The sequence below is a fragment of the Sphingobium sp. LMC3-1-1.1 genome (assembly GCF_040676285.1).
Taxonomy (GTDB): Bacteria; Pseudomonadota; Alphaproteobacteria; order Sphingomonadales; family Sphingomonadaceae; genus Sphingobium.
The window spans coordinates 583577-610510 of the sequence record NZ_JBEGHQ010000001.1 but is presented as its reverse complement, the minus strand read 5'-3'; the positions used below and the strand labels follow the sequence as shown (position 1 = coordinate 610510).

At 64.0% G+C, this 26934-nt stretch carries 19 protein-coding genes and 2 tRNA genes; 7 read left to right on the top strand and 14 right to left on the bottom strand.

Features of this window, described 5'->3' with window-relative positions:
• Nucleotides 1-17 precede the first annotated feature (17 nt).
• The 4 genes from MRBLMC3_RS02980 to MRBLMC3_RS02965 form a co-directional block, all read right to left on the bottom strand.
• Nucleotides 18-980, bottom strand: a complete 963-nt coding sequence (locus MRBLMC3_RS02980) for an AAA family ATPase (protein WP_363825702.1) — start codon at nucleotides 978-980, stop codon at nucleotides 18-20.
• Nucleotides 977-1618, bottom strand: a complete 642-nt coding sequence (gene tmk / locus MRBLMC3_RS02975) for a dTMP kinase (protein WP_363734836.1) — start codon at nucleotides 1616-1618, stop codon at nucleotides 977-979. Before tmk ends, MRBLMC3_RS02980 begins: the two co-directional genes overlap by 4 nt.
• Complete coding sequence (locus tag MRBLMC3_RS02970) at nucleotides 1615-2778, bottom strand: D-alanyl-D-alanine carboxypeptidase family protein (RefSeq protein WP_363825700.1); 1164 nt, start codon at nucleotides 2776-2778, stop codon at nucleotides 1615-1617. The genes tmk and MRBLMC3_RS02970 overlap by 4 nt, the downstream gene beginning before the upstream one ends.
• 79 nt (nucleotides 2779-2857) lie before the next feature.
• Nucleotides 2858-3895, bottom strand: coding sequence for a lytic murein transglycosylase (locus MRBLMC3_RS02965; protein ID WP_363825697.1), 1038 nt, complete (start codon nucleotides 3893-3895; stop codon nucleotides 2858-2860).
• A 148-nt stretch (nucleotides 3896-4043) separates the two neighbouring features.
• Between MRBLMC3_RS02965 and MRBLMC3_RS02960 the strand changes: the two genes are divergently transcribed.
• Both MRBLMC3_RS02960 and MRBLMC3_RS02955 read left to right on the top strand, forming a co-directional pair.
• Nucleotides 4044-4133: transfer RNA gene (locus MRBLMC3_RS02960), tRNA-Ser, on the top strand.
• Between the two features lie 73 nt (nucleotides 4134-4206).
• Entirely contained in the window at nucleotides 4207-4407 is a 201-nt protein-coding gene (locus MRBLMC3_RS02955) for a hypothetical protein (RefSeq protein ID WP_133654158.1), read from the top strand.
• 438 nt (nucleotides 4408-4845) lie between these two features.
• Here MRBLMC3_RS02955 and secA read toward each other — a convergent pair whose 3' ends face one another.
• A complete protein-coding gene (gene secA / locus MRBLMC3_RS02950) occupies nucleotides 4846-7575 on the bottom strand; it encodes a preprotein translocase subunit SecA (protein WP_363734867.1) in 2730 nt (909 codons plus the stop codon).
• Nucleotides 7576-7756: 181 nt separating this feature from the next.
• On the opposite strand from secA, the gene argJ reads away from it, so the two are divergent.
• Together argJ and MRBLMC3_RS02940 are read left to right on the top strand one after the other, a co-directional pair.
• Nucleotides 7757-8983 carry a bifunctional glutamate N-acetyltransferase/amino-acid acetyltransferase ArgJ gene (argJ, locus tag MRBLMC3_RS02945; RefSeq protein WP_363825696.1) on the top strand — a complete coding sequence of 409 codons (1227 nt, stop codon included), beginning with the start codon at nucleotides 7757-7759 and terminating at the stop codon, nucleotides 8981-8983.
• A gap of 15 nt (nucleotides 8984-8998) precedes the next feature.
• The gene (locus tag MRBLMC3_RS02940; protein ID WP_363754226.1) at nucleotides 8999-9796 is read left to right on the top strand and encodes an inositol monophosphatase family protein; all 798 of its coding nucleotides are present in this window, start codon (nucleotides 8999-9001) and stop codon (nucleotides 9794-9796) included.
• Between the two features lie 114 nt (nucleotides 9797-9910).
• Here the strand turns inward: MRBLMC3_RS02940 and trxA are convergent, their stop codons facing one another.
• The 8 genes from trxA to ettA all read right to left on the bottom strand — a co-directional run bounded on the left by trxA (nucleotide 9911) and on the right by ettA (nucleotide 23213).
• Nucleotides 9911-10231, bottom strand: coding sequence for a thioredoxin TrxA (gene trxA / locus MRBLMC3_RS02935; RefSeq protein ID WP_363825693.1), 321 nt, complete (start codon nucleotides 10229-10231; stop codon nucleotides 9911-9913).
• A gap of 28 nt (nucleotides 10232-10259) precedes the next feature.
• Nucleotides 10260-13703 (bottom strand): double-strand break repair helicase AddA, encoded by a 3444-nt coding sequence (gene addA / locus MRBLMC3_RS02930; protein ID WP_363825690.1) that lies wholly within the window; start codon nucleotides 13701-13703, stop codon nucleotides 10260-10262.
• On the bottom strand, nucleotides 13684-16683 hold the full coding sequence (gene addB, locus MRBLMC3_RS02925) for a double-strand break repair protein AddB (RefSeq protein WP_363825687.1): 3000 nt from the start codon (nucleotides 16681-16683) through the stop codon (nucleotides 13684-13686). The genes addA and addB overlap by 20 nt, the downstream gene beginning before the upstream one ends.
• Nucleotides 16676-17386: a nucleotidyltransferase family protein gene (locus MRBLMC3_RS02920; RefSeq protein WP_363734874.1), complete on the bottom strand. Its 711-nt coding sequence runs from the start codon at nucleotides 17384-17386 to the stop codon at nucleotides 16676-16678. The genes addB and MRBLMC3_RS02920 overlap by 8 nt, the downstream gene beginning before the upstream one ends.
• Nucleotides 17383-18369, bottom strand: coding sequence for an aminoglycoside phosphotransferase family protein (locus MRBLMC3_RS02915; RefSeq protein ID WP_363826623.1), 987 nt, complete (start codon nucleotides 18367-18369; stop codon nucleotides 17383-17385). Before MRBLMC3_RS02915 ends, MRBLMC3_RS02920 begins: the two co-directional genes overlap by 4 nt.
• Nucleotides 18366-18785, bottom strand: coding sequence for a tRNA (adenosine(37)-N6)-threonylcarbamoyltransferase complex ATPase subunit type 1 TsaE (gene tsaE / locus MRBLMC3_RS02910; protein ID WP_414714625.1), 420 nt, complete (start codon nucleotides 18783-18785; stop codon nucleotides 18366-18368). Before tsaE ends, MRBLMC3_RS02915 begins: the two co-directional genes overlap by 4 nt.
• Before the next feature lie 31 nt (nucleotides 18786-18816).
• Nucleotides 18817-21162: a sensor histidine kinase gene (locus MRBLMC3_RS02905; RefSeq protein WP_363825682.1), complete on the bottom strand. Its 2346-nt coding sequence runs from the start codon at nucleotides 21160-21162 to the stop codon at nucleotides 18817-18819.
• Nucleotides 21163-21527: 365 nt separating this feature from the next.
• Nucleotides 21528-23213, bottom strand: a complete 1686-nt coding sequence (gene ettA / locus MRBLMC3_RS02900) for an energy-dependent translational throttle protein EttA (protein ID WP_363734879.1) — start codon at nucleotides 23211-23213, stop codon at nucleotides 21528-21530.
• Nucleotides 23214-23313: 100 nt separating this feature from the next.
• On the opposite strand from ettA, the gene MRBLMC3_RS02895 reads away from it, so the two are divergent.
• The 3 genes from MRBLMC3_RS02895 to MRBLMC3_RS02885 all read left to right on the top strand — a co-directional run bounded on the left by MRBLMC3_RS02895 (nucleotide 23314) and on the right by MRBLMC3_RS02885 (nucleotide 25259).
• Nucleotides 23314-24684, top strand: a complete 1371-nt coding sequence (locus MRBLMC3_RS02895; protein ID WP_363825679.1) for a M28 family peptidase — start codon at nucleotides 23314-23316, stop codon at nucleotides 24682-24684.
• A 156-nt stretch (nucleotides 24685-24840) separates the two neighbouring features.
• Nucleotides 24841-25053, top strand: a complete 213-nt coding sequence (locus MRBLMC3_RS02890; protein ID WP_133654171.1) for a hypothetical protein — start codon at nucleotides 24841-24843, stop codon at nucleotides 25051-25053.
• Nucleotides 25054-25182: 129 nt separating this feature from the next.
• A tRNA-Pro gene (locus MRBLMC3_RS02885) sits at nucleotides 25183-25259 on the top strand.
• Between the two features lie 350 nt (nucleotides 25260-25609).
• Here the strand turns inward: MRBLMC3_RS02885 and MRBLMC3_RS02880 are convergent.
• A complete protein-coding gene (locus MRBLMC3_RS02880; RefSeq protein ID WP_363825676.1) occupies nucleotides 25610-26887 on the bottom strand; it encodes an alginate export family protein in 1278 nt (425 codons plus the stop codon).
• Nucleotides 26888-26934: the final 47 nt, after the last annotated feature.

The window sequence follows — 26934 nt, the reverse complement described above, 5'->3', positions numbered from 1 at the left end:
CGGCGCAAAGCCGCTTTTCAGCGGGCAAGGGCGGCGACATGCCCGGCAAGTTCGAAAACCACGGCCCCCGGTTCAAGCGACAGGATGACGGCTCCCCCGGCAAGCTGGCGTGCTGCTTCCCAATGGTCCAGCGCCTTGCCGAGATCGCTCCCCTTGCGTTGGCGCGCCGCCGCCGCGATGAAGGCCGGCGCCCGCTCAAGAAACGCCTCATAACGGGGCCGGGCGCTCTTTGACGCCAGCATCCTGGCCAGCATTAGTCGCTGGCGGTTGCCAGGGTCGCCGCCAGCGGCAATGGCGGCCAACGAATTTTCGATGTCCACTATGTTGAGGCCCGCATAGCGTAACGCTTTGCCGGGAGACCCCTCACCTGCCTGGATCAGCGCGGTCAGTTCATCCGGAGAAAGACTGTCGTCCGTCGCGCGCAAAATGCTGCGCATGGCCTCTTCGTTCAACATGTCGAAGCGCAGGGTACGGCAGCGGGAGCGGATAGTCGGAAGCAGCCGGCCGGGCGCATGACTGACCAGCAGGAACAGCATATCGGCCGGCGGCTCTTCCAGATTCTTGAGCAGCGCATTTGCCGCGCCGCGCTCCAGATCGTCGGCACTGTCGATGACCACGATCCGCCGTGACGACATGGAGGGCGCCGACTGGATCAGGCGCTGGAGGCTCCGGATCTGATCGACCGTGATGTTGCGGGCGGTGCCGCTTTCCTTTTCCAGGCAGAACAGCTCGGCATAGTCGGGATGGGCATCCGCCTCGAACAGGCGGCGGGTCGGATGATCCTGCGGCACGTCCAGCCCATCAGCCGTGATGGGCGGCCCTGCCGCCTCCGCCAGCAGGCGCAGCGCCATGGCGCGGGCGAAGCTTGCCTTGCCAATGCCCCACGGGCCAGCAAGGATCCAGCCGTGGTGCAGACGACCGCTCCGCGCGGCATCGAGCAGCGTGCGGGCCTGCGCGTCATGGCCGATGAGTGACGTCATGGCAGCAGGTCCTGCAACGCCTGAAGCAGCCGTGCCGTCACTGCCCCGGCGTCTCCCGAAGCGTCGACGGCAAGGAAGCGCGCCGGTTCCTGTTGGGCGAACCGATGAAAGGCTGTTGCCACGGCGAGATGAAAATCCCGGTCGCGTCCCCCGATCCTGTCGGCCGCATCTCCATCGCGAGAACGGGCACGCGCGCTCGCTTCCTCCTCTGGCAAGGTGAGGAAGAGGGTCCGGTCGGGCAGGAAACCGTTGCTGCCAATCCGGTGAAGCGCCAATATATCCGCATCCGTCAGCTCGCTTGCGCCCTGATAGGCGCGGCTGCTGTCCAGAAAGCGGTCGGAAAGCACCCATGCGCCCCGCTCCAGCGCCGGACGGATCGTCTTTTCCACATGATCGGCACGGGCAGCAGCGAACAACAGCGCTTCGGCGCGGGGGCTCCAGCGGTCGGCTCCCCCGGTCAGCAACAGGGCGCGAATGGCCTCCGCCCCTTCGCTGCCGCCCGGCTCGCGCGTTTCCACGACTTCCACGCCGCGCGCGCGCAGGGCGGCGGCAAGGGCCCGCAACTGGGTCGACTTGCCTGCACCTTCCCCGCCTTCCAGCGAGATGAAGCGGCCCCGCGTCGTCCCTGCGGCCGTCACCCGAAGAAGGACTTCAGCCCGTTCCACAGTCGACCGAAAATGCCGGCTTCAGCGACATCCTCACCCGCGACCAGTGGCAGGATCTGGGGCGGCGTGTCAGGCGTGGAGACGATCAGCTGCGCAATCCTCTGCCCCTTGGTGATGGGCGCCTTGATCGGGCCGGTATAGGCGACCTTGACCGAGATGTTGGACGAAGCGGCGCGCGGCAATGTCACCGCCATATCCTGCGCCGCGACCAATGGAACGCTGGTTGCGCTGCCGAGCTGCACCTCGGCGGTTTCGACGGTCTGTCCCTTCTTGAAGAGCGGCTGCGCCTTCCACGCGCGGAAGCCCCAGTCCATGAAGCGCACCGACTCCTCGATCCGCTGGTTGTAGGTGCCCAGCCCTGCCACGACCATGACCAGGCGGCGTCCCTCCTGTTCCGCCGATCCGGTGAAGCCGAAGCCGGCTTCTTCGGTGTGTCCGGTCTTGAGACCATCGGCTCCGGCGACCTTGCCCAATATGGGATTGCGATTGCCCTGCTCGATATCCGCGCCGCCCATCGTCTTGCCCCAGGTGAAGCTGCGCGTGGCGTAGAATTTCTTGTAGAGGTTGGGCGTTTCCTCGATCGTCGCTTCGGCCAGCGCCGCAAGGTCGGCCGCGGTCACATAAGTCACACCTTCGTCCGGCCAGCCATTGCTCGTGCCGAAATTGCTGTTCTTGAGGCCGAGGCGCTTGGCTTCCTGGTTCATCAGGGCGACGAAGGCCTGCTCTGTCCCGGCAATGCCCTCCGCCAGCACGACGCAGGCATCATTGCCCGAAAGCGTGACGATGCCGTGGAGAAGATTTTCCACCGACACCTGCTCGCCCGGCGACAGGAACATGGTCGATCCCGCCTGCGGGCCATGCCATCGCTGCCAGGTTTCCGGGCGGACGGTGAATTTCTGGTCGAGTTTCAGATCGCCCTTCTGGATCAGGCGAAAAGCGACATGGGCCGTCATCATCTTCGCCATGGAGGCGGGCGGCATCCGCGTCTCGCCCCCCTTGTCGTAAAGCACGGCGCCCGACGAGAGATCCTTCATATAGGCGATCGGCGCCTCGCTGCTATAGGGTGGCGCGGCGGCGGTCAGCGGCGTGGACAGCAACCCGACGAACAGGAGGGCGGCGATGGACTTCTTCATGCGGGATGCCTTTGGACTGGTGGATTCTTCGAATGCCTAGCGCATTCAATAGCCATGGCAGAACCAATATCAAGGCGCTCTATTGCTTCACCGCATCGGCCAGCAGGCCAACGGACAAGGCATAGAAATTCGAACAGTTATAGTCGAGGATCGCCCGGTAGTTGCTGGTCAGAAGATAGGCGGTCTTGCCCGGACCATCGGGCTCCAGCAATGTCGCCATCACCCGGTCGGCGGGCCAGCCGGCGCCGCTGGGCACGATTCCCATGCGCCGCCATTCGGCCATGCTGAGCCAGCGGCTATGGCGGCTGAAGACGCGGGGGCAACGGACCGCAGTGGTGCGCGCGGCGAGGCCGGAACGGTCCAATCCGACCGGAACGGACACGGCAATGCCCCAAGGCTCGCCGCGTCGCCATCCGGCCTGAACGAAATAATTGGCGATGGATGCCAGGGCGTCGGCTTCGCTGTTCCAGATATCGACCCGGCCATCGCCATCGCCATCCTTGCCCAGCCGCAGATAGACGCTCGGCAGGAATTGGGGATAGCCGGTCGCGCCAGCCCAACTGCCCACCAGGCGGCTGCGCGGCACGCCATCATCGAGCATCTTCAGCGTCGCCAGCAGTTCCGGTTCAAACAATGTCCGGCGACGCCCCTCATAGGACAAGGTCGCAAGCGAGCGGATCAGGTCGAAATCGCCGGTATAGGCGCCGTAATTGGTTTCGTGGCCGTAGATGGCGACCATGATCTCTTCCGGCACACCGGTTTCCGCTTCTATCCGGGCAAGGCGGGCGCGATTGGCCAGATATGCGGTCCGGCCCCGGCTGATGCGTGCCGCATCGACATGCTGGCGGCGATAGGGCTCGAAATTCGGGATCGGGGCATAGGTGCCGCCGCCGGGTTGATTTTGGTCGAGCTGGACTACGCGCGGATTGGGCGTCAGCCCCGGAAAGACACTGTCCAGAGTCGAATCCCGGATGCCCATCGCTCGGGTCTTGGGGCGCAGGGATTCAAGATAGGCGCGAAAGCCGACATTCTCCTGCGCGCTGACGCTGTCCGCCGTCAGACCGCCCGCCACGACGGCAGCAAGTCCCAGCAACAGCGACAGGATCGACGAACGCATTGAAGAATCTCCTTAAGCTCTTTTGTTGCACAGGGATGGCGCGGCGTGAATCCCCTTATTGGCACTTGACGACATTGGCAGGATCAAACCGCCTTCACGCCATTTTACGCTTGGCAAGGCCGTCGGGTTCGCTAGGAAGCGTGACGACGGACAGGTGGCCGAGTGGTTTAAGGCAGCGGTCTTGAAAACCGCCGTGGGTTTACGCTCACCGTGGGTTCGAATCCCACCCTGTCCGCCATCCAGTTTGATCCGCGTTAAGGCGACGCGATTTTCTTCATGCTAGAAGCGGCCGATAATCATCGGAGGTGACAATGTCTGCCGATACCGACGCACGTTATCTGTTCCGGCGTGCAAGAGAGGAAGCCGCGAAAGCCGATGCCGCTGCAAAGCGGAGTGCGGCATCGCAGGAAATTGCCGCCCATCGTGAACTCGCGCTGCGCTATCGGGTACGGGCGCTTGCCATGTCCTGTGCCGATCAGGTTCTCCATGATGCGCTGGGGCGGGAACCCTGATCATCGGTTCTTGCTGGTTGATGACGGTCAGACGTTTCGCGTTCCGGGATGCGGAATAAAAATGCGCCCCCGGGCAAGGGAATGCCGGGAGCGCGATCTGTTTGCTGTCGGGCATCCAAATCCATTTCCGCTTAGCAAGAATGGACGTTCATCGCAATCTATCCAAAGGTAGATCGCCACCTTTCCGTAACGTCAATCGGCGGTCACGGGTGGGCAATCCTTCGAGCCGAAAGGCGGCCTGAACCATGCAAATGGCGATAGCACCGCACCTTCGTCATCAGGCTGAAAATGCGCGCGAGCCAATGTGATGACCCGGCGCGGGACGCTGCCAAGGCGCGCGTGGAACCATTCACCAGCGATCGGGACCGATCGCGGCAGGTGATTCCCGAAAAACATAAGGCCAGAAGCGTGACCTGCCCCTGTCAGGTCACAACCCTTCTAGTTGAGCGCACCGTGGCAATGCTTGTATTTCTGGCCCGATCCGCAGGGGCATGGCGCGTTGCGGCTGATGTCCAGATTGGCGAACTCGCCAGCCGGTCCTCCTGCGGCGGGACGAGGCAGGGTCGTCGTGATGCCGCTGATCTGACCACCGTCGAAGTCTCCGCTATTATCCTCGCCCGAAAACGGGTCGATATGCGTCGTGATGAAGTCGGGCAGTATCGGCAGGTCGAATTCCGGCAGCGGCTCCTCCATGCGGAACTGGACGCGGGCGATGGAGCCGGTCACATCCTCGCGGATATTGCCGAGCATGCGTTCAAACAGGGCGAAGGCTTCCTGCTTATATTCATTGATCGGCGTTTTCTGGGCATAAGCGCGCAAATGGACAACCTGGCGCAGCGCGTCGAGGGTCGACAGATGCTCCTTCCAATGATGGTCCAGACTTTGCAGCAGGATCGACTTTTCGATCATATGCCAGCTCTCGGGATCAAGTTCCCTGACCTTCTCGGCCACGGCCGCGTCGGCCAACGTTCTGAGCCGTTCCTCGATCATCTCCGGATCGACATGGTCCTCGGCCAGCCAGGCGTCGAAATCGGGTTCGAGGTTCAGCACCTCGGCCGATCGAACCTTCAACCGATCGATATCCCATTGTTCGGGATAGGTACCCTGCGGGCATGATGCGCCGACAAGATCATTGACCGTTTCATGCCGCATGTCGGCAACGACATCATCAACCGTATCCGCATCCATGATGTCGCTGCGCTGTTCGTAAATGACCTTGCGCTGATCGTTCATCACATCGTCATATTCGACGACCTGCTTGCGGATGTCGTAGTTGCGGGCTTCCACCTTCTTCTGGGCAGTCTCGATCGCCTTGCTGAGCCATTTGGACGGGGGCAGCGCCTCGCCATCCTCCAGGTTGGAGCGGATCATCTTGGCGAACATCGTGTCCGGGCCGAAGATGCGCATCAGGTCGTCGTCGAGGCTCAGATAGAAGCGCGAAAGGCCGGGGTCACCCTGACGGCCCGAACGGCCGCGAAGCTGGTTGTCGATGCGGCGGCTTTCATGCCGTTCCGTGCCCAGCACGAAAAGGCCGCCAGCCGCGAGCACTTCCTGCTTTTCGGCCTCGATCTCTGCATCGATCCGCGCGATGGCGGCTTCCCGCTCCGGCCCTTCGGGCATGTCGCGCAGTTCGTCCTCGACGCGGAATTCAAGGTTGCCGCCCAATTTGATGTCGGTACCGCGACCGGCCATGTTGGTGGCGATGGTGACGGCGCCCTTGCGGCCTGCCTGCGCCACGATATGCGCTTCGCTTTCATGGAAGCGGGCGTTGAGGACGGCGTGCTTCACGCCTTCCTGCGTCAGGAATTCGGAGAGCATTTCCGATTTTTCGATCGAAACCGTGCCGACAAGGACAGGCTGGCCCTGCTCCGCATGGACCTTGATGGTCTTGGCGATTCCGCGGAACTTGTCTTCCAGATTCTTGTAGAAGCTGTCTTCCTCGTCGACACGTTGCACCGGCCGGTTGGTCGGGATGGTGACGACGTTCATCTTGTAGATTTCGTAGAATTCGGTGGCTTCGGTCGCGGCCGTGCCGGTCATGCCGCCCAGTTTCGGGTACATGCGGAAATAATTCTGGAAGGTGATGGAGGCGAGTGTCTGGTTTTCCGGCTCGATATTCACCGCTTCCTTGGCTTCCACCGCCTGGTGCAGACCGTCCGACCAGCGGCGGCCATCCATCATGCGGCCGGTGAACTCGTCGATGATGATGACCTTGCCATCCTTGACGATGTAATCGATGTCGCGGCGGAACATCACGTTCGCACGCAGCGCCTGATTGACATGGTGGACGACGGCGGTGTTTTCGAAATCATAGAGGTTGGCACCTTGCAGCAGCCCAGCCCCTTCCAGCATGCGCTCGATCTTCTCGGTCCCGTCCTCGGTCAGCGTGACGGTGCGCTGCTTCTCGTCCTTCTCATAATCGCTCTCGTCCAGCTGCTTCACGATGGCATCGACGGAGACATAGAGTTCCGACTTGTCATCGGTCGGGCCGGATATGATCAGCGGCGTGCGCGCTTCGTCGATGAGGATCGAGTCCACCTCGTCGACGATGGCGAAGTTGAAAGGCCGCTGTACCATCGACGCGCGGTCATATTTCATGTTGTCGCGCAGGTAATCGAAGCCGAGCTCGTTATTCGTCGCATAGGTAATGTCGGCACTGTACGCCTCGCGGCGCTGGTCCTCCGACAGGTTCGGCACGATGACGCCGGTGGTAAGGCCCAGGAAGCGATAGACCTGTCCCATCCATTCGCAGTCGCGGCTGGCCAGATAGTCGTTCACGGTGACGACGTGGACGCCCTTCCCTTCCAGCGCGTTCAGATAGGTGGCGAGCGTCGCGACCAGCGTCTTGCCCTCGCCCGTGCGCATTTCGGCGATCTCGCCGCGATGAAGCACGATTCCGCCCACCATCTGCACGTCATAATGGCGCTGGCCCAAGGTCCGCTTGGCGGCTTCCCGCACCGTGGCGAAGGCTTCGGGCAGCAGGCCGTCAAGCGTTTCACCCTGTGCCAGCCGCTCCCGGAACCGCACGGTCTGCGCCGCCAGTTCCTCGTCACTCATGGCCGAAATGGTGGGTTCGAAAGAGGCGATCTGTTCGACGGTCTTGCCCAGCGACTTCACATAGCGGTCGTTGGAGGAGCCGAAAATAGACTTGGCGAGTGCGCCGAACATGCAAATTCCTGACAAAAGGGGACGCGCACGCCTTTTGGGGCGATGCACGCGGACATGCGCGGCGATTTAGGACGCGCACAGGCGTTAGTCAATCAGAGCGGGCATGCCGGATAGCATCGGAAAGCTCCATGTCCGCCCATCTCTCCGTTGACGGACGGGCATATTGCGCTAAGCGACGGGCATGACAGAACGTTCGCCCCTCGCCCCCGCTGCCTTTCCTGAACTTCCGCCCATTGCGGGCGTCACCGCGCGCGTCGCCAGGGCGCGATACAAGAATTGGGACAGGTGCGACCTCACCTATGTCGAACTGAGCGAAGGCACGGCCGTGGCGGGCGTCACGACGCAGAGCAAATGCCCCTCTCCTGAAGTCGAATGGTGCCGGGACGCCATTCCACTGGGTTCCGCGCGGGCGCTGGTGGTGAATGCGGGCAATGCCAATGCCTTTACCGGCCACCGGGGCCGTGCAGCGGTGGAGGCGATCGCCGCCAAGGTCGCGAACCATCTGGATTGCCAGCCTTCCAGCGTCTTCATCTCCTCGACCGGGGTAATCGGTGTTCCTTTGCCGGTGGACAAGGCGGAGGCAGGGCTGGAGGCCGCCTTTGTCGCCGCGCCCTGCGGCTGGGAAGAGGCAGCGACCACCATCGGCACGACCGACACCTATGCCAAGGGCGCCCGCGCCTCTGCCATGATTGGCGGCACGCGGGTCGAACTGGTCGGGATTATCAAGGGTTCGGGGATGATCGCTCCCGACATGGCGACGATGCTGGGCTATATCTTCACGGACGCCGCCATCGACGCCAAATTGCTGCAGCAGATGCTGTCCGCCGCCAACCGGAAGAGCTTTTCCTGCATCACGGTCGACAGCGACACGTCGACCAGCGATACGGTGCTGGCCTTCGCAACGGGCAAGGCGGGCAACACGCCGCTCCTCTCGATGGAGGATGGCGGGGCGGACGCCTTTGCCGCGGCGCTCGACGATCTTTGCCGCCAACTGGCGCATCTGGTGGTGCGCGACGGCGAAGGCGCGACGAAATTCGTTCAGATCACCGTCGAGGGAGCGGAAAGCGACGCGAGCGCCCACCGCATCGCGCTTTCCATCGCCAACTCGCCGCTCGTGAAGACCGCCATTGCGGGCGAAGACGCCAATTGGGGTCGCGTGGTGATGGCGATCGGCAAGGCAGGCGAGCCGGCCGATCGGGACAAGCTCTCCATCCGCTTCGGCGCGACGCAGGTCGCATCGGGCGGACGGGCGGTGGAGGGCTATGACGAGGCGCCGGTGACGGCCCATCTCAAGGGGCAGGACATAGTGATCGGCGTCGACCTGGGGCTGGGCGATGGTCGGGCCACGGTTTGGACCTGTGACCTGACTCACGGCTATATCTCGATCAATGCGGATTATCGCAGTTGAAAAAGGACGGGCCGGATGCCCACGGAATTGCATGAACCCGTCGTCGCGCTGATGCGCGAGGTGGCTCGTGACGTGGTGATGCCGCGCTACCAGAATCTCGCCAGCCACGAAGTGGCCGAGAAAGCGGCCGATGACTTCGTCACCATCGCCGACAAGGAAAGCGAACTCCGGCTGGCGGAGGGGCTTTCCGCCATCCTGCCCGAAGCAGGCGTCATCGGGGAAGAAGCATGCGCCGCCGATCCCGCCATGCTGGACCGCGCGGGCGAAGGGCTCAACTGGATCATAGACCCCATTGACGGGACCGGGAACTTCGCCGCGGGAAAACCGCCCTTCGGCATCATGGTCGCGCTGGCGGATGCAGGCACGATTTTGGCGGGTTGGATATTGGACCCGCTGACCGGACGCATGTGCCACGCCATATTGGGCGCTGGCAGCCATATCGACGGTCAGCAGGTCCATGCACGCGAAAGCGGCGAAGCGCTGCCGATTGCTGCGCTTGCCGTCTATTTCATGACGGAGGAGGAGCGCGCCGACGTCAGGCGCCGGTCGGAGGCGATCTTCCAGCTGGTGGACATTCCCCGTTGCGCTGCCGAGCAATATCCGCGCCTTGTGCTGGGGCAGAATGACGTATCGGTCTTTGCCCGCACCTTGCCCTGGGATCATGCGGCCGGGACGCTGTTCGTGAACGAAGCGGGTGGGCTGTGCCAGCGGCTGGACGGTTCACCCTATGTCGTGGGTGATCTGCGACGCGGGTTGCTCGGGGCTTCATCCCCTCGCCTCTGGGATCTGGCGGCAGACCGGCTGTTCCGTTGATGGAGTGAGGCGCGGGGAGCGCGATCGCGGAACGCCAGCTTCCAGAACGAAAAATGCTCCCGCAAATGCGGGAGCACCAAAGGGAAAGGCCGTTTCAGGCCTTTCCGGACATCATCAAAGGACGCTTTCGATCCAACCCTTGAGCGCGCTCTTGGGCGCCGCGCCCACCTTGGTGGCGGCGGCTTCGCCATTTTTGAAGAGGATCATCGTCGGAATGCCCCGCACGCCATAGCGGCCGGGCGCATCGGGATTTTCGTCGATATTGATCTTCGCGATGGTGACCCTGTCAGACAGTTCGTCCGAAATTTCTTCCAGCGCCGGGCCGATCATCTTGCACGGGCCGCACCATTCCGCCCAGAAATCGACAAGCACGGGCTTGTCCGCATTGATGACGTCCTGCTGGAAGCTGAGGTCGGTGACTGCCTTGGTAGCCATTTAGATATCTCCTTCGATTGCGGAATATTTAGGATGATGACGCATCCGGCTCAACGGTCGGAAGCGGCAAATTCTCCTGCGTGGGCGGAAAGCCCGGCTTGTGCCGTTCCAGCAGCTCAGGCGGCAGCGTGATGAGCCTTGGCGCAGAAGTGTATAGCAGGCCGGCCTCTATCCTGCGGCCGGGAAATATCACCTGAAGCGCAGCGGAATAGGCCGCCATCTGCCGGATATGGGCCAATGGTACCTCTTCGATCCCCAGGGGTGATATGCGGCCGGTCTTGAAATCGACCAGCTGCACGACATCGTCACTGATGCGCAGCCTGTCCACGGTCCCGGCGATCACCGCTTCCCCCACCACGGCGGCGATCGGGGCCTCAGCCAGCGCATCGGCATGGAACAGCGGCGCGAATCGCGGATCTTCAATGATCCGCATGGCCTGTTCGATGACGTCATGCCGCTGCGCCGGATCGCCAAGGCCCTGCTGCGCCAGCCAGTTGCCGGCACGTGCACGGCGGCTGTCCGGCGGCACGTCGGCCAGCCGTTCGAACAGCCGGTGCAGCCAGCGCCCTCGTTCGGCTGCGTCCCGCATGGCCGGGGTCGGCGGCGGATAGGGCACATCATCCTCGATGGCGGCGGAGGGCGCCAGGGGACGTGGCGGCCGGGCCTCCACAGGCGCGCGGCGGCGAAGCCAGTCCGGTTCGACATGCGCTGTCCGGCTTTCGGGAACGCGTTGCTCCGCCGCCTTTGGAGGGAGCATTTCCCTGCCACGCCAGCGGCGGCGCGCGCCCCACAGCGGATCGGCCTCCCACTCCGCCTCCAGCGAAATCAGCGCGCCTTCGACGGCGGCGTACCAGCTTTCGGGCTTGACCTCGCCCTTGGCGCGCGGACCGAGCGAACCCGCGACCACCAGCCTTTCCTCCGCCCGTGTGAGGGCAACATAGAGCAGACGCCAATGTTCGGCGCGCTCGACGGCACTGGCTTCCTCGGCCAGTTGGCCGATCGCTCCCTGCCGCTCGCTCTTTCGGGGGGCGATGATCGGCAGGCCATTCCACTCCAGCGAATCGGCCCGGTTGCCCGCGTCCGGATCAAGGCAGGCGTCGGCAAGAATGACGATGGGCGCCTGCAATCCCTTCGCCCCATGAACCGTGAGCAGGCGGAGCGAATCCCCCTGCGTGGCCGCGTCGCGCACGATCTCGACCTCTCCCCGGTCGAACCAGTCGATGAAGCGCTGAAGCGAGGGGTGATCATCATTCTCGAAGGCGAGCGCGGCGTTCAGCAATTCCTCTATCGGATCGGCCGCCTCCGAACCCAGTCTTTCGATCAGGCGACGACGGCCATCCATCGGGCCGGACAAGACCTCCTCCAGATAGCGATAAGGGGTGGTGAAGTCCGCCTGCGCCAGCAACTGCCGCAAGGGGTGCAGCAGTGTGTCGTCCAGCGTTCCCGTCAGATGCTGCCACAGTCCGACGCGGCGGCCGACAAGGCGGCCCATCAGTTCGTCCTGCGTCCAGCCGACCAGCGGCGATACCAGCAGCGCCGCGAGGTTCAGGTCATCCTCCGGCTGAACCGCGAAGCGCAACGCGGCGAGCAGGTCACGCACGGCAAGCGGCTGGTTCAGGCGAAGGCGGTCAATGCCTGCAACCGCCACCTTCTCTTCATAGAGCCGCGCCACGATCAACCGCGCCAGTTCGGAGCGGCGGCGGACCAGGATCATGATGTCGCCCGCCGTTACCGGGCGGCCCCGGCTCTCCAGCATCAGCCCGTCATCGATCCACTGCCTGATCTGGCGGGCGATGCTCTGGGCCAGCACCCGTTCCTGGTCGGCGGCCCAATCCTCCTCCCCCTCCGCCTCGTCGGACAGCCCGGCGATGACAGGTTTCCAGAGCAGTACTTCGCCGGGAAAGCGGTTGGCGCTGATGTGCTGGACCTCGCCCGGCTCCAGGCCGAAGCGCTCGGCCCGCAGGGTCGCTATGGTGCGGTCGACCACATCCAATATAGCGGGTGTCGAGCGGAAGCTGTGCTGAAGCGAGAGGTCGTGGAACATCTGGCTTGCATCTTCCGCATGGCGTTGGAAGACGATCTGCGCGGCGCGGAAGGCTTCGGGACTGGTGCCTTGAAATCCGAAGATCGCCTGCTTGAAATCACCCACCGTGAAGAGGGTGCGAACCCTGTCGCCCTTCGCGCCTTCGCCCGCGAAAAATTCCGCCGCCAATGCGCCGACAATCTGCCATTGGCTGATATTGGTATCCTGCGCCTCGTCCACCAATATGTGATCGATCCGCTGGTCCAGCTTGTAGCGGATCCAGTCGGCGATGCCGGGCTGGGACAGAAGGCGGGCCGCATTGGCGATCAGGTCGTCGAAATCGACGGCGCCGGCAAGGCGCTTGGCTTCGGCATAGGCTCTTGCGTAGACGCGCCCGGCATGCAACGCCCTGGCGAGCAGGGCGGCATAGGCTGCCCGAACGCGCAGGCCCAGCAGTTCGGAACAGCATTCGTGCATCCGCGCAATCGCATCACCATAGCCATCCACTGACGGCGCCCAACCCTTGGCGGTGGAAAGCAGATCGCCATCGGCCTTCGCCCAGACCGCGTGGAGATCGACCAGTCCGGTGGCGCGCGCCGTCGGATCGAGAGCCCGCCAGCGCGCTATCCTGTCGCAGCGTTCGAGCGCACGCCCCGTGCCCCAATCCGCATTGGCCTGAGCGATCCAGCCGAGCGTCCGCATGTCGAACAGATCGTCCGCGCATCGTTCGGCAATGTGGGCTTCAATGTCTCCTTCGGGCAGGTTCAGTTCCCGCAGCAGCCATGGCGCGATATCTTCCGGTAGGGTTTCGAGCGCATCCAGCCGGGCCGCGCAGCGCAGCAGGAAATTTTCCGCGCCGCCCTCCCCCATGCGCAGGCTCAGCGCCTGCAACGCTTCCATCAGGATGTCGTCGCCCTGCTCCTGCGCCACCACCACCATATCGGCCAGGGTCTGGCGCGCCAGCATCGCCTGCTCGCGCTGGTCGAGCGGGCGGAAACCGGGGGGCAGGTCGGCCTCCAGCGGGAAGGTGGTGAGCAATTGCTGGCAGAAGCCGTGGATCGTCTGGATGCGGAGGCCGCCGCCGGTCGATTCCAATACTTCGGCGAACAGGCGGCGGGCGCGGTCGCGGGCTTCCGGTCCCGACTCTTCGCCCAGCGCCTCCAGGTCATGAAAAAGGTCGGCCTCGTCCATGAGCACCCAGGCGGCGAGGCGATCATGGATGCGATCCGCCATTTCCGCGGCACCCGCCTTGGTGAAGGTGAGGCACAGGATATTTTCCGGCCGCACTCCCTGGAGCAGCAGACGGAAGACGCGGGCGGTCAGCACATGGGTCTTGCCCGTGCCGGCCGAAGCGGACAACCACACATGCGCATCAGGTGCGGCGGCCTGCGCCTGCGCACCAGCCAGCGGTTGCAGTGCCCCAGGCTTTCTAGCCATCGTCCCGGCCATACCATTCCTCCAGCCGCATGAGCTGGTCATAATCACCATAGCTGGCGACTTCCGGATTTACCTGGGCGTCGAAGGGCGCCGATCCGTTGAGCCAGGCGGCGGCGATGCCCTCGAACTGGGCATGCACCCCGGACGTGAAATCGGCGGTGATGATCTTGTCCCGCTTGCCCAGCGGATCGACCGGGCTTTCCCGATAGCCGAACGCCTCCCCCTTCCTGGCCAGCGACCAATATTCGAAACTCCCGACGACAGGCGCGGCGTCGGTGCCGGGAAAGCCGCCATGTTCCGCGATCAGGCCCAGCAGGCCGAGTTGCAGCGCATAGCCCGCCTTCACCTGCCGCGCGCTGGGCGGCTTGCCGGTCTTGTAATCCATAATGCCCAGCTTGCCGTCCGGAAGCAGGTCGATCCGGTCGGCCTTGCCGGTCAGCGTCACTCCGGCAATCTCCGCCCGGCCTTCGGTCTCGACCGAGAGGATCCTGCGCCCGGCGGCAAGGTCGCTCGCGACTTCAGCGGCGATCCATCTTATGGCTTCGATAAGGCGCGGTTGCCAGAGAGCCCTGAGCAAGGGATGGACATCGGGCCGGTCGAACATCGCCCGGGCCCGCGCCTCCAGATCGGACAGCTTGCCATTGCCCTCCTCCGCCCATCGCTGAAGGATCTCATGGACGGCTGTCCCGCGCCAGGCGGGGCCGGCATCGGCATCCACCGGGTCGAGCCGCGCCAGGCGCAGGATGCGCTTGGCATAGAAGGCGTAGGGATCAGCCTTCAACCGATCGACATCGGTGACGGGAATGACCTTCGGTCGCACGGACAAAGGCGGCACCGGGGCCGGGCGCGCTGCGGGCCTGTGTTCCTCTGCCCGGTCGATCGCCTGCGCCAGTGCGGCATAGCGGCCGGTATTCTTCCATTGCGGCCCGGCCATGGCCTTCAGCCGCAGCCAGAAGCGGGAGGCGACCGCCGGACCGCCCGCCCCGCGACGGGCGCGCGTGATCAGCACCTGCGGCGCGCCCAGGGCGCTGGCGAAGTCATGGGCGGCAAGGCCGATGCGGTTTTCGAGGCCCGGCAGTCCTATTTCCCGACGGATGCGCGGCGCGAGCCATGGATCGGGCGCGGGCAGGCCCGGCCAGGTACCCTCGTTGAGACCGGCCAATATCATGAGGTCGGTCTGCACCAGCCGCGCTTCGATGAGACCGAGGATGCTGATCCGGGGATGGCCACCCTGCGGCGGGCGAACCGACAGGCCGCCCAGAAGATGGTCGAAAAGGGCAGGCAGCCCCCGTATGTCGGCCTGACGCGGTCCTTCGCTCGCCGCCTCCTCCATTTCCGCAAAGAGATCGGCGGCGGCGTGACCCTGATGCCCGGCCCAGACCGTATCATGGGAGAGACGACCGGCATGCTCGCGAATTGCCGCCAATTGGCCCGCAAGATCCGGCGCGGCCATGAAGGCCTGCTCCAGCGGTTCGAGCAGTTCTCGGGCTTCTGCCCACCATAGCCGCGTACGGTCGCGCAAGGCCCGCTGCCGGTCTTCGCCCTCCCGTTCGGCCAGCAACAGGTCGAGCCCATGAATGCCCGCCTGCGGCCTTGGCCCGCGCAGCAACAGGTCAAGCCCACGCACGCCCTCCAGCCAGGCAAGCCGCCCCTCCCCCCGCATGACGAGCGGATGTTTGAGCAGGGTCAGCAGCGCAACAGGAGCAAAGCGCTCCGCCAGCGCCTCCGCCATCGCGATCAGCAGCGTTCCGGGCGGCAGGCGCGAGAGCGGCTGCCCGGCGGAATCGTCCGCCTCTATGCCCCAGCGGCGCAAATGGGCGGACACGCGGGTCGCCAATTGCCGGTCGGGCGTCACCAGCGCCGCCGTGCGTCCCGGCGTCTCGACCGCCTCGCGCAAGGCAATGGCGATGGCCTGCGCCTCTTCGCCCGGCGTCGCGACCTCCAGCGTCTCGACGCCGGCGAGCAGGCGGTCAGCGGTCCTGAGGTCTCGCCAACGGCTGGTCAGCCGGGGCGGCAGCATGGCGTTTGAGATGTTGCGTCCCCGGACAGCGCGGGCGTCATGCTCGCTGCCCCAGCGCCAGAGCGCCACGTCATCGCGCGTGGCGCTCATCCGGTCGAGCAGGCGTTTCAGCGCATATTGCGGATGGCTCTCAAGCCCACCGGGCCCGATACCGGTTGCGCTGCCGGCCGTGCTGCCGGTCGGGGTATCGGCATCCGATGGACCAATGGCGTTCCAGGCGTCGGCGTCCATCTCCTGATCCAGCCCGGCAAAGACAACCGCCCCCTTGGGCAGCATGGCAATCCGCCGGAGCAGCATGGCCACTGCAGGCGCCGTGGTGGACATTCCCGCCGCAATGACGAAGCCATCGGGCGGCGCCTTGGCCCAGCGCGCCGTCATGCGGTCCAGCAGGCGATTGCGTCGATCCGCGAGGTCGATGCACCCCAATCGCGCCAGTTCCTGCGGCCATTGCGCCAGCAATATGCCGAACAACCTGAGCGATGTCTGCCAATGCTGCGACAGGTCGTCCGACAGGCCAAGCTCTGCCAGCGCGCGCACGGGGACGCGCTCCACCTGCATCTGGTCGAGGACCGCGCCAAGCGCCTGGGCCAGCTTCAATGCCTGCCCCGCATCGATCGGGTGTGCCGATGCCTGCTGCACCATGCGCGCCAGGATCATCTGGCGGCGCATCGGCGCTATGGCGGGAGGGATCGGGTCATCCTCCCCCAACGGATCGAGCGCGCCACCCACCTGCTCGCCCAGATCGGGATCGCCCAGCGCGACGAGACGCGGCAACAACAGCCCGCCCCCCGATTTACGGACAAAGGCATCGCTCACCGACCGGATGGCGCGATTGTTGGGCAGCAGGATCATGCCCTGCGCCAGCCGTACCAGATCATTGCCGTGCCGGGCCAGGATGCCCGTGACCAACGCGTCGGAAAAGGCGCGATGCGCGGGGATATTGAACAATGCGGGGCGGGTGCGTTCACCCATGGGCCAGCATCGACTCCACGATGGGAATGGCCTGCGGCGTGCCGACGTCGAACCAGAGCCCCTGGTGCGAGACACCGTAGAGGCGGCCCGACTCTATCGCCCGGTTCCAGAAGACATTGGTGGAAAAGACATCGGACGGCGGATCTACCAGCAGCGTGGGAGACATGATCTGGACGCCGGTGAAGACAAAGGGCGCGACATGGGCAGTCTTGCGCCGCGTCAGTCGCCCATTCGCGTCCATGTGAAAATCGCCCGGTCCCCGATGGCAATGGGCGCGGGCGAGCGGCACCAGCAGCAGCAGCGCGTCCATTCGATCCGGGTTCCAGATCCTGCGCATCATGCCCAGCGTTTCCTGCGGCCCATCGATCCACAGATTGTCGCTGTTGGCACAGAAAAATGGCGCGTCGCCCAACTGCGCCTTCGCGTGGATCAGCCCGCCGCCCGTCTCCAGCAGCTTCCCGCGTTCGTCCGAAATGGCGATCTGCATGCCTTCATTATGCGCCGCCAGATGCGCTTCGACCGTATCGGCCAGATAATGGACATTGACTACGAGCTTCCGGATGCCGCCAGCCGCCAGCCGGTCCAGTGCATGGTCCATCAGCGGCTTGCCGGCCACCCTGACCAGCGGCTTGGGGCGGGTCGCCGTCAACGGCCGCATGCGCTTGCCCAGTCCGGCCGCCATCAGCATCGCGGTGTCGATCATGCCGGGACATGGTCCTCTAGCGCATGGTGACGCTTGTCGGGGGGGACGTTCGCGGCGAACCATTCCGCCACGGGCGCCAGCGCCGGATGGGCGAGGTCGCGTTCCAGCAAGTCCCACATGCGCGGCAGATAGGACAGGTAACGCGGCTTCCCATCGCGCTTCCACAGCCGGGTGAATATGCCGATGATCTTCGCGTTGCGCTGCGCGCCCAGCACGGCATAGGCGGTGTCAAAGTCAGCCGGCGGATTGGCGATGGCGCGATAATGGTCCAGCATCGCCGCCTCCAGCGTGGGCGGCACGTCGCGCCGCGCATCCTGCAGCAGCGAGACGAGATCATAGGCCGGGTGCCCCGCAAGGGCATCCTGAAAGTCGAGCAGGCCCAACCCGTGCGATGCCGTCCCGTCGATCAGCATGATATTTTCGGCATGGTAATCACGCAGCACCGTGACCACCGGGCTGGACGATTGCTCGACGATCGGAAGGACCATGTCCCATGCCCGGACATAGCCCTCCTCATCCACCTGCAGGCCGACGGCGGGACAATAATATTGGGTGAGCAACCCGGCCTCCCGTTGATAGACGGCACGGTCATAGGGCGGCACGTCAGCGGCAGGCAGTCGATGAAGCGCGGCGAGCAGGTCCACGGCCCGGCGATACACATCCCGTTCCGCCTCCGGCTGATCCTCGACATGCTCCTTCACGCGCAGATCGCCGAAATCCTCGATCAGGACCAGGCCTTCCTCCAGGTCGCGCGCCAGTATCCGGGGCGCTGCGAAGCCATTTTCCGTCAGATGTTCGGCTATCGCGATGAAGGGGCGCGGATCCTCATGCGGCGGCGGCGCGTCCATCAGCACGGCGCGGCGCGCGCCGTCGATCACCCGAAAATACCGCCGGAAGGAGGCATCGCCGGCGAGGGGAACGACGGCGGCCTGACCCCACCCCACCTGCGCGAGGAAGGCGGGAGCGGCAACGGGCGGGATCATATCTGTGACCATCGCTCCGTCCAAGCGTCCGGCACGTCCGCTGTCAAGCGCCGAGCGCCGTCGGGTTCCGTGCCGATGTGGAAACGCAGCGCGCCGGGCCAGACCCCGATGCCCATCCGTTCCGGCCATTCGACGATCAGCAGGCTGTCCATCAGATAGTCGTCAAGCGCCAGTTCCTGCGCCTCCTCCGGCCCGTCCAGCCGGTAGAGATCGACATGGGCGACAGGCAGCCTCACATCGGGAATATCATAGGGCTGGACAATGGCGAAGCTGGGGCTCGGTGCTTCCTCTTCCAACCCCAGTCCTTCCAAAATCCCGCGGGCGAGCGTTGTCTTGCCCGCGCCCAATCCGCCTTCCAGCGCAATGACATCCCCAATGCGGACCAGCGCTGCCAGCCGATGCCCGAACGCCAGCATGTCGACCTCCGCGGCCAGCAGGATACCGGCTTCAGCCACGGGGCAGCTCGATCACGACCATCGTTCCCTGCCCCGGCTCCGACACCAGTTGCAAGGTGCCGCCATGGGCCTCTGCCAATTGTTTGGCGAGCGGAAGGCCGATCCCCGCCTTGCCGCCGTTGCGCGCCTGTTCGGTCCGGGAAGACGCGTCGAAGATCGTTGCCTGCCGCTTGATACTGATGCCCGGACCATTGTCGGATACGACAAGGCGCGCCTTGTCCTCGCCGCCATCGCCGTGCAGCAGCACGCGCCCCCCCCGGGCGCAATAACGCACTGCATTTTCCAGAAGATGATCCAGCACCTGGCCGATCCTTCGCTTGTCGCCCTGCACGGTGCCCAGGCTGGACTGGAGCGACGTGGCAAGGTCGATCCCCTTGGCCGTCGCATCGCCCTTGATCCGCGTGACAGCGTCGCGCGCTTCCGCCGCAAGATCCACCGTCGCCTTTTCGATGGGCAGCATCCCGGCCTCGCCCTGCGTCAGGTCAAGCACATTGTCGATCAGCATGGAGAGGCGACTGGTGCTTTGCAGGATGCCATCGACATAGTCCTTGGCGGAATCGCTCAGTTCGCCCGCATAGCCCGCACTCATCATCTCCGCGAAACCAGCGATGGTGGTGAGCGGCGTGCGCAATTCATAGCTCATATTGGTGACGAAGGCTGTCTTCACCTTGTCCGCCTGCTCCAGCGCGTCATTGCGGTCGCGGAGCACCTGTTCCACCCGGCGGCTGTCGGTGACGTCGAGCATGGTGAACAGCGCATTGCCGTCGGGCAGCGGGATCGCCGCGAATTCGAAAATGCGCCCATCCGCAAAACCGACATGGCCGACGCGCTGCTTGCGCTCCACCGTGGCGGCGCGCACCAGTTCGCGGACGAGGTTCGCCTGCTGCGGCTTGGCTAGGCGCGACTGGACGGCGCGCATCAGTTCGTCGATCCGGGGATGTTTGGCCAGCAAATCCTCCGGCACCTCCCAGATCGACCGGAAACGACTGTTCCAAAGGTGCAGTCGTCCGTCCGAGGAAAAGACCCCGATCGATTCGAACAGATTGTCGAAAGTCGCTGTACGGACGCGCAGCAGAGTGTCGCGGGCGCTCGACAACTGAACCTGCTCTGTCCGATCCTCGAATATCAGCAGCAGACCGCCATCGGGCAAAGGCTGCCCATAGACGCGCAAATGGGTGCCGTCCGCCAGCAGCCAGTTTTCCTCTCGCGGATCGGGGGAGAGGAACCAGTCGCGCCGTTCCGCGCGCCAGGCCGGAAAATCCCTGTTCTCGGGCAGCCGCCGTGCTTCCCGCATCTGGTCCAGAACCCGCTCGAACGGCGGATTATCGGCCAGCCGTTCCTGATCCAGTCCGAACAGACTCATGAAGGGCTGGTTCCAGAAGCGCAGCGCACGATCGGACCCGAAGCGCGCCACCCCTGCGGACAGCCGGTCCAGCAGGTCGCGCTGCGCCGCCTCCAGCCGCCGATGTTCGACGCGGGCCTGCTCCAGCTCATTCTGGTCCATGGCAAAGCCCGCGACGCCCGCCGCGCCGAGCGGAACGTCGACCACCCGCATCGTCCGCCTTTCGCCGTCGATAGTCGCGGGGACCAGACGTTCGACCGGCGCGCCGTCGGCCAGGGTCTGCGCCGCGGCAGCCTGCGGCGTGACGCCGCCCACCGTCTCCACCAGTTCAGTGCCGTTGGCGATGACCTCCCGCGCGCTTTCACCGTCCACTGCCCGGACATAGGCCGTGTTGACCAGGCTGAGCCGCATGTCGGCGGCGCGATGCCACATGGGAAAGGGCGCCGCCTCGACCAGCCCCGCCAGCGCCTCCAGCGCCTCGCGAAGCTGCTCCACCTTGCCCTTCAGCGCCTGGATCTCCGCCTGGCTGTCGGTCGCGTCGAAGATCCACAGGACGACGCCGCCGCTCTCGGCCAGCACCGGCCCTGCAGGCGCACCACGGACCAGCAGCAGGCGCGACGAATCGGCGCCCTTCACCGGCAGCGCAAAGCTGCGCCCGGCACGCTGGGCCGCAGCGATCTCCTGCGCCAGGGCGGCCGCATCACCGGGTTCCAGACCGCCGTCCGGCGCGGTGAATTCGGAAACGAAAGTGGGCACCCTATCCTTGCCCAGCCATTTGGCGAGCCGGTCGGCCGCCTCCAGCCGCCCATCCGGGTGGATGACGATGGGCGCGGCCGGCGCCGAAGCGAGCAGGACAGACAGCCTGTCGAGCTTTCCCTGCGCCTGCATGCCTTCGCGGCGCCGACGCTGACCACTGGACAGAGCCCAGACCGCAGCACCCAGCCACAAGGCCAGCACGACGCCCAGGATCACGCCGGAAAGAGGGGTCAACGCCATTAGACCTGCTTCACCCTCATTGCCTGATATCTGCCCTGTCCATTGTTCTGAGGGGACTAACCCAAGTCCGATGCAGCGTGAAGCACCGAGATGGAAAGAATCGCGCTTTGCAACGCGCCGCGACCACAAGCCCGACGGAAGCGCCGGCACCCGGCCCGCAACACGCCGCCCAACGCTGCTGAAGCACGTCGCCGGGCACGAAAAAAAGGCCGATCCAAAAAGGACCGGCCGGAAAGTTTTAGGAGAGGATGCCTGAAAGGCCTTTCCTATGTGCAGTGCAGCACATTATTTTGCAAGTGCGAAAATGAAGCCCGTCATTGCAATGATTGCAATCCCTTGATCATCTCCGCACCGCATGGCGAAAATCAGCGCGTCAGCTTCTTATATGCGAGGCGCGTGGGACGATCCGCCGCATCGCCCAGACGGCGGCGCTTGTCCTCTTCATACATTTCGAAATTGCCCTCGAACCATTCAACATGGCTGTCGCCTTCGAAGGCCAGGATATGAGTCGCCAGGCGGTCCAGGAAGAAGCGATCGTGGCTGATCACCACGGCGCATCCCGCGAAATTCTCGATGGCTTCCTCCAGCGCCGCCAGCGTTTCCACGTCAAGGTCGTTGGTCGGTTCGTCGAGCAGCAGCACGTTGCCGCCCTTTTTCAGCATCTTGGCGATGTGCACGCGATTGCGCTCACCGCCGGATAGCTTGCCGACATTCTTTTGCTGGTCCTGCCCCTTGAAGTTGAAGGCGCCGACATAGGCGCGCGTCGACATGTCGTGGCCGTTCACCTTCACATAATCGAGCCCGTCCGACACTTCCTCCCAGACATTTTTCGACGCATCGAGGTGATCGCGGCTCTGGTCGACATAGCCCAGGCGCACGGTCGAACCGATGTCGATTTCGCCCGAATCGGGCTGTTCCTGTCCGGTAATCAGCTTGAACAGGGTCGACTTGCCCGCACCGTTCGGCCCGATCACGCCGACAATGCCGCCCGGCGGCAGCATGAAGGAGAGGTTTTCGAACAGCAGCTTGTCGCCATAAGCCTTGCTGATGTTCTTCGCCTCGATCACCTTGCCGCCCAGGCGCTCCGGCACCTGGATGACGATCTGGGCCTTGCCGGGGGTACGGTTCTCCTGGCTGGCGACCAGTTCCTCGAACTTCTTGATACGCGCCTTGGACTTGGTCTGGCGCCCCTTGGTGCCGGCCCTGATCCATTCCAGTTCGTCGTTGATCGCCTTCTGGCGACCTGTCGCTTCCCGGTCTTCCTGTTCCAGGCGCTTGGACTTCTTCTCCAGATAGGTGGAGTAGTTGCCTTCGTAGGGGAAATATTTGCCGCGATCGAGCTCGAGGATCCAGCCGACCACATTGTCCAGGAAGTAGCGGTCGTGGGTGATCATCAGCACCGCGCCGGCATATTCCTTCAGGTGATTTTCCAGCCATTCGACGCTCTCGGCATCAAGGTGGTTGGTCGGTTCGTCGAGCAGCAGGATGTCCGGCTTCTGGATCAGCAGGCGGGTCAGCGCGATGCGGCGCTTTTCACCGCCCGACAGGCTGTCGACCGGCCAGTCCGAAGGCGGGCAGCGCAGTGCTTCCATCGCGATCTCCAACTGGTTGTCGAGCGTCCAGCCGTCGACCGCGTCGATCTGTTCCTGCAACGTGCCCATTTCCTCCATCAGCGCGTCGAAATCGACGTCCTCCGGCGGATCGGCCATGATCATGCTGATCTCGTTGAAACGGTCCAGCTTGTCGGCGACTTCCCGCGCGCCGTCCTTGACGTTTTCCAGCACCGTCTTGCTGGGGTCGAGCTGCGGCTCCTGCGGCAGGTAACCGACAGTGATATTCTCGCCAGGCCAAGCCTCGCCGCTGAAATCAGTGTCGATGCCGGCCATGATCTTCATCAGCGTCGACTTGCCCGCGCCGTTGGGGCCGACGATGCCGATCTTCGCCCCGCGATAGAATTGCAGGTTGATCTGGTTGAGCACCGGCTTGGCGGCGCCGGGAAAGCTCTTGGTCATGCTCTTCATGACGAAGGCGTATTGGGAGGAGGCAGACATGGCTTGAAGCAGCTCCGAAGGAATTATGTGAAAATTTGCGGCGGAGTTAGCGGAGGCAGAACGCGTTGGCAAATGGGGGATGCCCCGCTAAGCCTGATCCATGCATAAAATCCGATCGGGCACGCTGGCCGCCCTTATCCTGGGCGGCATCCTTACACCCTCCCCGCTCCTTGCCGCCTCCGGTGCCGATGCGATTCGAACCGCTGCCCTGGCGGACGAGATCGCGATGGACTTCACCGAAGGCCTGACCACGGAGGTCGGCCCCCGCCCCGCCGGTACGCCCCAGGAGGCGCGCGCGCGCGATTGGGCCGTGGTGAAGCTTAAAAGCCTGGGCTTCTCGAACGTCCGCGCAGAGCCCTACACCATGCCGGTATGGCTGCGTGGACATGACGAAGCCCGGGTGATCGCGCCCTTCCCCCAAGCCCTGGTCCTCGCCGCCCTGGGCAACAGCGCGTCGACCCCGGACAAGGGGATTGAGGGCGACATCGCCTATTTCCCGACGCTCGCCGATCTGGAGGCGGTTCCTGACGGCAGCCTCAAAGGCAAGATCGCCTTTGTCAGTCATGCGATGCATGCGACGCAGGACGGCAGTTCCTATGGCTATTTCGGTGCAACCCGTCGGCAGGGGCCCAGCGTCGCCTCCAAAAAGGGCGCCATCGCCATCCTGATCCGATCGATCGGCACAGACAATCACCGCCAGCCGCATAGCGGCGTCCAGATGTGGGCGGACGGCGTAAAGCCCATCCCCGCAGCCGCGCTAAGCGTGCCGGATGCGGACCAACTCGTCCGGATCGTCTCGCGGGGACAGGCCGTGCGGCTTCATCTCACGCTCACCTCGAAGATGCTCAAGGACCAGCCCTCGGGCAATGTCCTCGCTGAAATCCCCGGCAGCGATCCCAAGGCCGGCATCGTCGTCGCCGCATGTCATCTCGACAGCTGGGACCAGGGAACGGGGGCAATCGACGATGGCGCGGGCTGCGGCATCGTCGCGGCCGCCGCGCTCCAGGCGAGCAAGACAGGACCGCTCCGCCGCACCATCCGCGTGCTGATGGCCGGCGCAGAGGAAGTGGGCGGAAATGGCGGGCGCGCCTATTTCGACGCGCATGGCAAGGAAGCGCATGCCATGGCGATGGAATCGGATTTCGGCGCGGATCGCGTGTGGCGCGTGGATTTCAAGCTGCCGCAGGGTCAGGACGCGCTTGCCCGCCGTGTCATCGCCGGACTGGCTCCGCTCGGCATCGGCGCCAGCCGGTTGCCCGCTGGCGGCGGCTCCGACATTGAACCCCTGGTGAAGGCGGGCGTTCCCGTGATCGACCTCCAGCAGGACGGCACCCGCTATTTCGACATCCATCACACACCGGACGACACGTTGGACAAGATCGACCCGGCGCAGCTTCGGCAGAATGTCGCGGCATGGGCAGTTGCACTTTTCGAAATCGCAAATGCGCCGGAATCGCTAGGAAGTAACTGAACTTTTATTGTAGACAACACCCTGTCGCGTGATTCTGTCGCTTCACCGACGCAGAAAAGCATTGATTTGTGCAGCGCACACGTTAATGCGGGTCGCTCGCGTAGGTCACGTTTTTTGGCGTGACGACGCGGCAAAATGCTATGGGAGCCGTACACAATGAAGAAGATCGCTGTTGTTTTCGCTTCGGCCGGCCTGATGGCCCTCGCCGCTTGCGGTGAGAAGCCGGCCAACGAGACCGCGAACGCTTCGAACGCTGTTGTTGAGAACGTTGTCGAAAACGCCACCAACGCTGCTGACAACGCCGCGAATGCCGCTGACAACGCCGCCAACGCTGCGAACGTCGCTGGCAACGCCGCCAACGCCAAATAATCTTCGCTTCCGCGAGATTTTCGAAAGGGCGGATCGTCTTGGCGATCCGCCCTTTTTCTATGCCAACGGAAATGAAGGCAAAAGCGCGATTGACGGGCGGCCTGCTTCACCGCTAAGGCCCGCGGGCGCCGGGGAGTAGCGCAGTCTGGTAGCGCGCCTGCTTTGGGAGCAGGATGTCGCAGGTTCGAATCCTGTCTCCCCGACCATTACCCGAATATATTGTGGATGCCGGTCATGCCGGTTGTTCAGTTCAATGGAATAGAAGCCACAGGACGATGATGACGGGAATGGGCACGCCCAGCAGCCACAGCAGAATGCCCTTGCCCATATAGTCGGTCCTCCGTCGTCTGGCTTTGCATGCTGAACGACAGGGGAAGCTCCGAAGTTCCCGTTCCTAAAGGCACGCCCTTCTGGCGGCGCCCCGGCTTATCCTTGCGTCCGGTGCCGGAACAGCCGACCGCCCGGAACAGCCGCCTGCAAAGCAAAAACCATCACTGCCAACCCTGGGTCGGCAGCGATGGCTCATGATACCGGCATTCACGCCGGACAGGCGATATCAGAGCGCGTAGTCGATCTGCGCCCAGAACTTCCTGGTGTCGGCATCGCCGGCATAGCTGGCGATCCCCTTGCGATCATATTCGGCATATTTGACGAGCGCGCTCAAATGCTTGTTCAGCTTCAGCGTTATCTGCGCATTATATTCGTCGCTATAATGGATCGACAGCCGGTCGCTGCTGAAATGATGGTAGATGAAGGAGGCGACGAGCGGCCCGGCCTTGCCGACCTTCGGCACGGTATAGGCGATGCCGGCATAATAATCCTGAAGGCCGGTGCCGGGTGTAGTCAGGAACTTGTCGGCCCAGCCGTTGAACTTGTGAAGCGTTGCGAAGGGTGTCTGAAAGGCAAAGCCGCCCGCGATACCGGTCGCGCCCGCATCCGATCCCAACAGTTCATAGCCGGCCGTCAGCTTGAACGCCGCAACATCCAACCCCAGTTCCGCCGTGGCATAGTCCGCCGAATAGTCGACTGGATTGATCGCATAGTTGCTCTGCCGCGCATAGCTGGCGAGGTAGCTGAGCTTCACCTTCTTCGTCAGCGGCTGCGCGCCCATGAAGCGGACGCCATATGTCTGGCTACTATTGCGCCTCAGCGCGGCCACGGCCTCATCCTCGTCCACCAGATAGGCAAAGCCGGTCAGCGTCCCAAGCTTGGTCTTGTAGGAGATGTTCGCGAAAATATCGTCGCCGTCGATCTGCGTCGGCCGGTTGACGGAGCCGAACTTGCCCCCGTCAATGCCCCAGATGGTGCGCGCCGAAATGGCGTAGCTCAGGTCGATCTTCAGGTTTTTCACGCCCATATATTCGACGCGCACGGCATCGAATGTCTGCTCATTCTGCCGCCATGCGACGGAGCCGACGAAACGCTGGTCGTCCAGGTTGATCCGCTGGCGCCCCACGGTCACGATCAGCGGCTTGGTGCGATACTGGATCTGCACCCGGTTGGCCTCGACATTTTCCGGATCGGGGACGATGGGGTAGAGCGTCTTGCCGTTGACGCCGCTGTTATAATCCTCATCGATCGCCAGCGTGCCTTCCCCTTCGACCAGCAGCGCCCAGGGGCCCTTCGAAATCTCGCCCCCCGCACGCAGTCGCATTGTCACGGCATTGGCATCCCGGCTGCTGCTGAGCGGCGCCGGGCCGGCCTGATCGACCGTCTCATAGCGCAGGCGCGCTTCCACGATCGGTTTGAACACGACCTCCTGCGCCTGCGCAGCGGCCGCGGACAGACCGATTATCGGTGCCGACGCCGACAACAGGAAATAAACCTTCTTCATAAATCCCCCTTCATTTGCTCCCGATGGCTATTCTGGGCCTTTTCAGG

Excerpts from the sequence above, each read along its gene's own strand:
- MRBLMC3_RS02980 (WP_363825702.1), bottom strand. The coding sequence starts at position 980 with ATGACGTCACTCATCGGCCATGACGCGCAGGCCCGCACGCTGCTCGAT.
- MRBLMC3_RS02970 (WP_363825700.1), bottom strand. The coding sequence starts at position 2,778 with ATGAAGAAGTCCATCGCCGCCCTCCTGTTCGTCGGGTTGCTGTCCACG.
- MRBLMC3_RS02965 (WP_363825697.1), bottom strand. The coding sequence starts at position 3,895 with ATGCGTTCGTCGATCCTGTCGCTGTTGCTGGGACTTGCTGCCGTCGTG.
- MRBLMC3_RS02955 (WP_133654158.1), top strand. The coding sequence starts at position 4,207 with ATGTCTGCCGATACCGACGCACGTTATCTGTTCCGGCGTGCAAGAGAG.
- secA (WP_363734867.1), bottom strand. The coding sequence starts at position 7,575 with ATGTTCGGCGCACTCGCCAAGTCTATTTTCGGCTCCTCCAACGACCGC.
- argJ (WP_363825696.1), top strand. The coding sequence starts at position 7,757 with ATGACAGAACGTTCGCCCCTCGCCCCCGCTGCCTTTCCTGAACTTCCG.
- MRBLMC3_RS02940 (WP_363754226.1), top strand. The coding sequence starts at position 8,999 with ATGCCCACGGAATTGCATGAACCCGTCGTCGCGCTGATGCGCGAGGTG.
- trxA (WP_363825693.1), bottom strand. The coding sequence starts at position 10,231 with ATGGCTACCAAGGCAGTCACCGACCTCAGCTTCCAGCAGGACGTCATC.
- addA (WP_363825690.1), bottom strand. The coding sequence starts at position 13,703 with ATGGCCGGGACGATGGCTAGAAAGCCTGGGGCACTGCAACCGCTGGCT.
- addB (WP_363825687.1), bottom strand. The coding sequence starts at position 16,683 with ATGGGTGAACGCACCCGCCCCGCATTGTTCAATATCCCCGCGCATCGC.
- MRBLMC3_RS02920 (WP_363734874.1), bottom strand. The coding sequence starts at position 17,386 with ATGATCGACACCGCGATGCTGATGGCGGCCGGACTGGGCAAGCGCATG.
- MRBLMC3_RS02915 (WP_363826623.1), bottom strand. The coding sequence starts at position 18,369 with ATGATCCCGCCCGTTGCCGCTCCCGCCTTCCTCGCGCAGGTGGGGTGG.
- tsaE (WP_414714625.1), bottom strand. The coding sequence starts at position 18,785 with ATGCTGGCGTTCGGGCATCGGCTGGCAGCGCTGGTCCGCATTGGGGAT.
- MRBLMC3_RS02905 (WP_363825682.1), bottom strand. The coding sequence starts at position 21,162 with ATGGCGTTGACCCCTCTTTCCGGCGTGATCCTGGGCGTCGTGCTGGCC.
- ettA (WP_363734879.1), bottom strand. The coding sequence starts at position 23,213 with ATGTCTGCCTCCTCCCAATACGCCTTCGTCATGAAGAGCATGACCAAG.
- MRBLMC3_RS02895 (WP_363825679.1), top strand. The coding sequence starts at position 23,314 with ATGCATAAAATCCGATCGGGCACGCTGGCCGCCCTTATCCTGGGCGGC.
- MRBLMC3_RS02890 (WP_133654171.1), top strand. The coding sequence starts at position 24,841 with ATGAAGAAGATCGCTGTTGTTTTCGCTTCGGCCGGCCTGATGGCCCTC.
- MRBLMC3_RS02880 (WP_363825676.1), bottom strand. The coding sequence starts at position 26,887 with ATGAAGAAGGTTTATTTCCTGTTGTCGGCGTCGGCACCGATAATCGGT.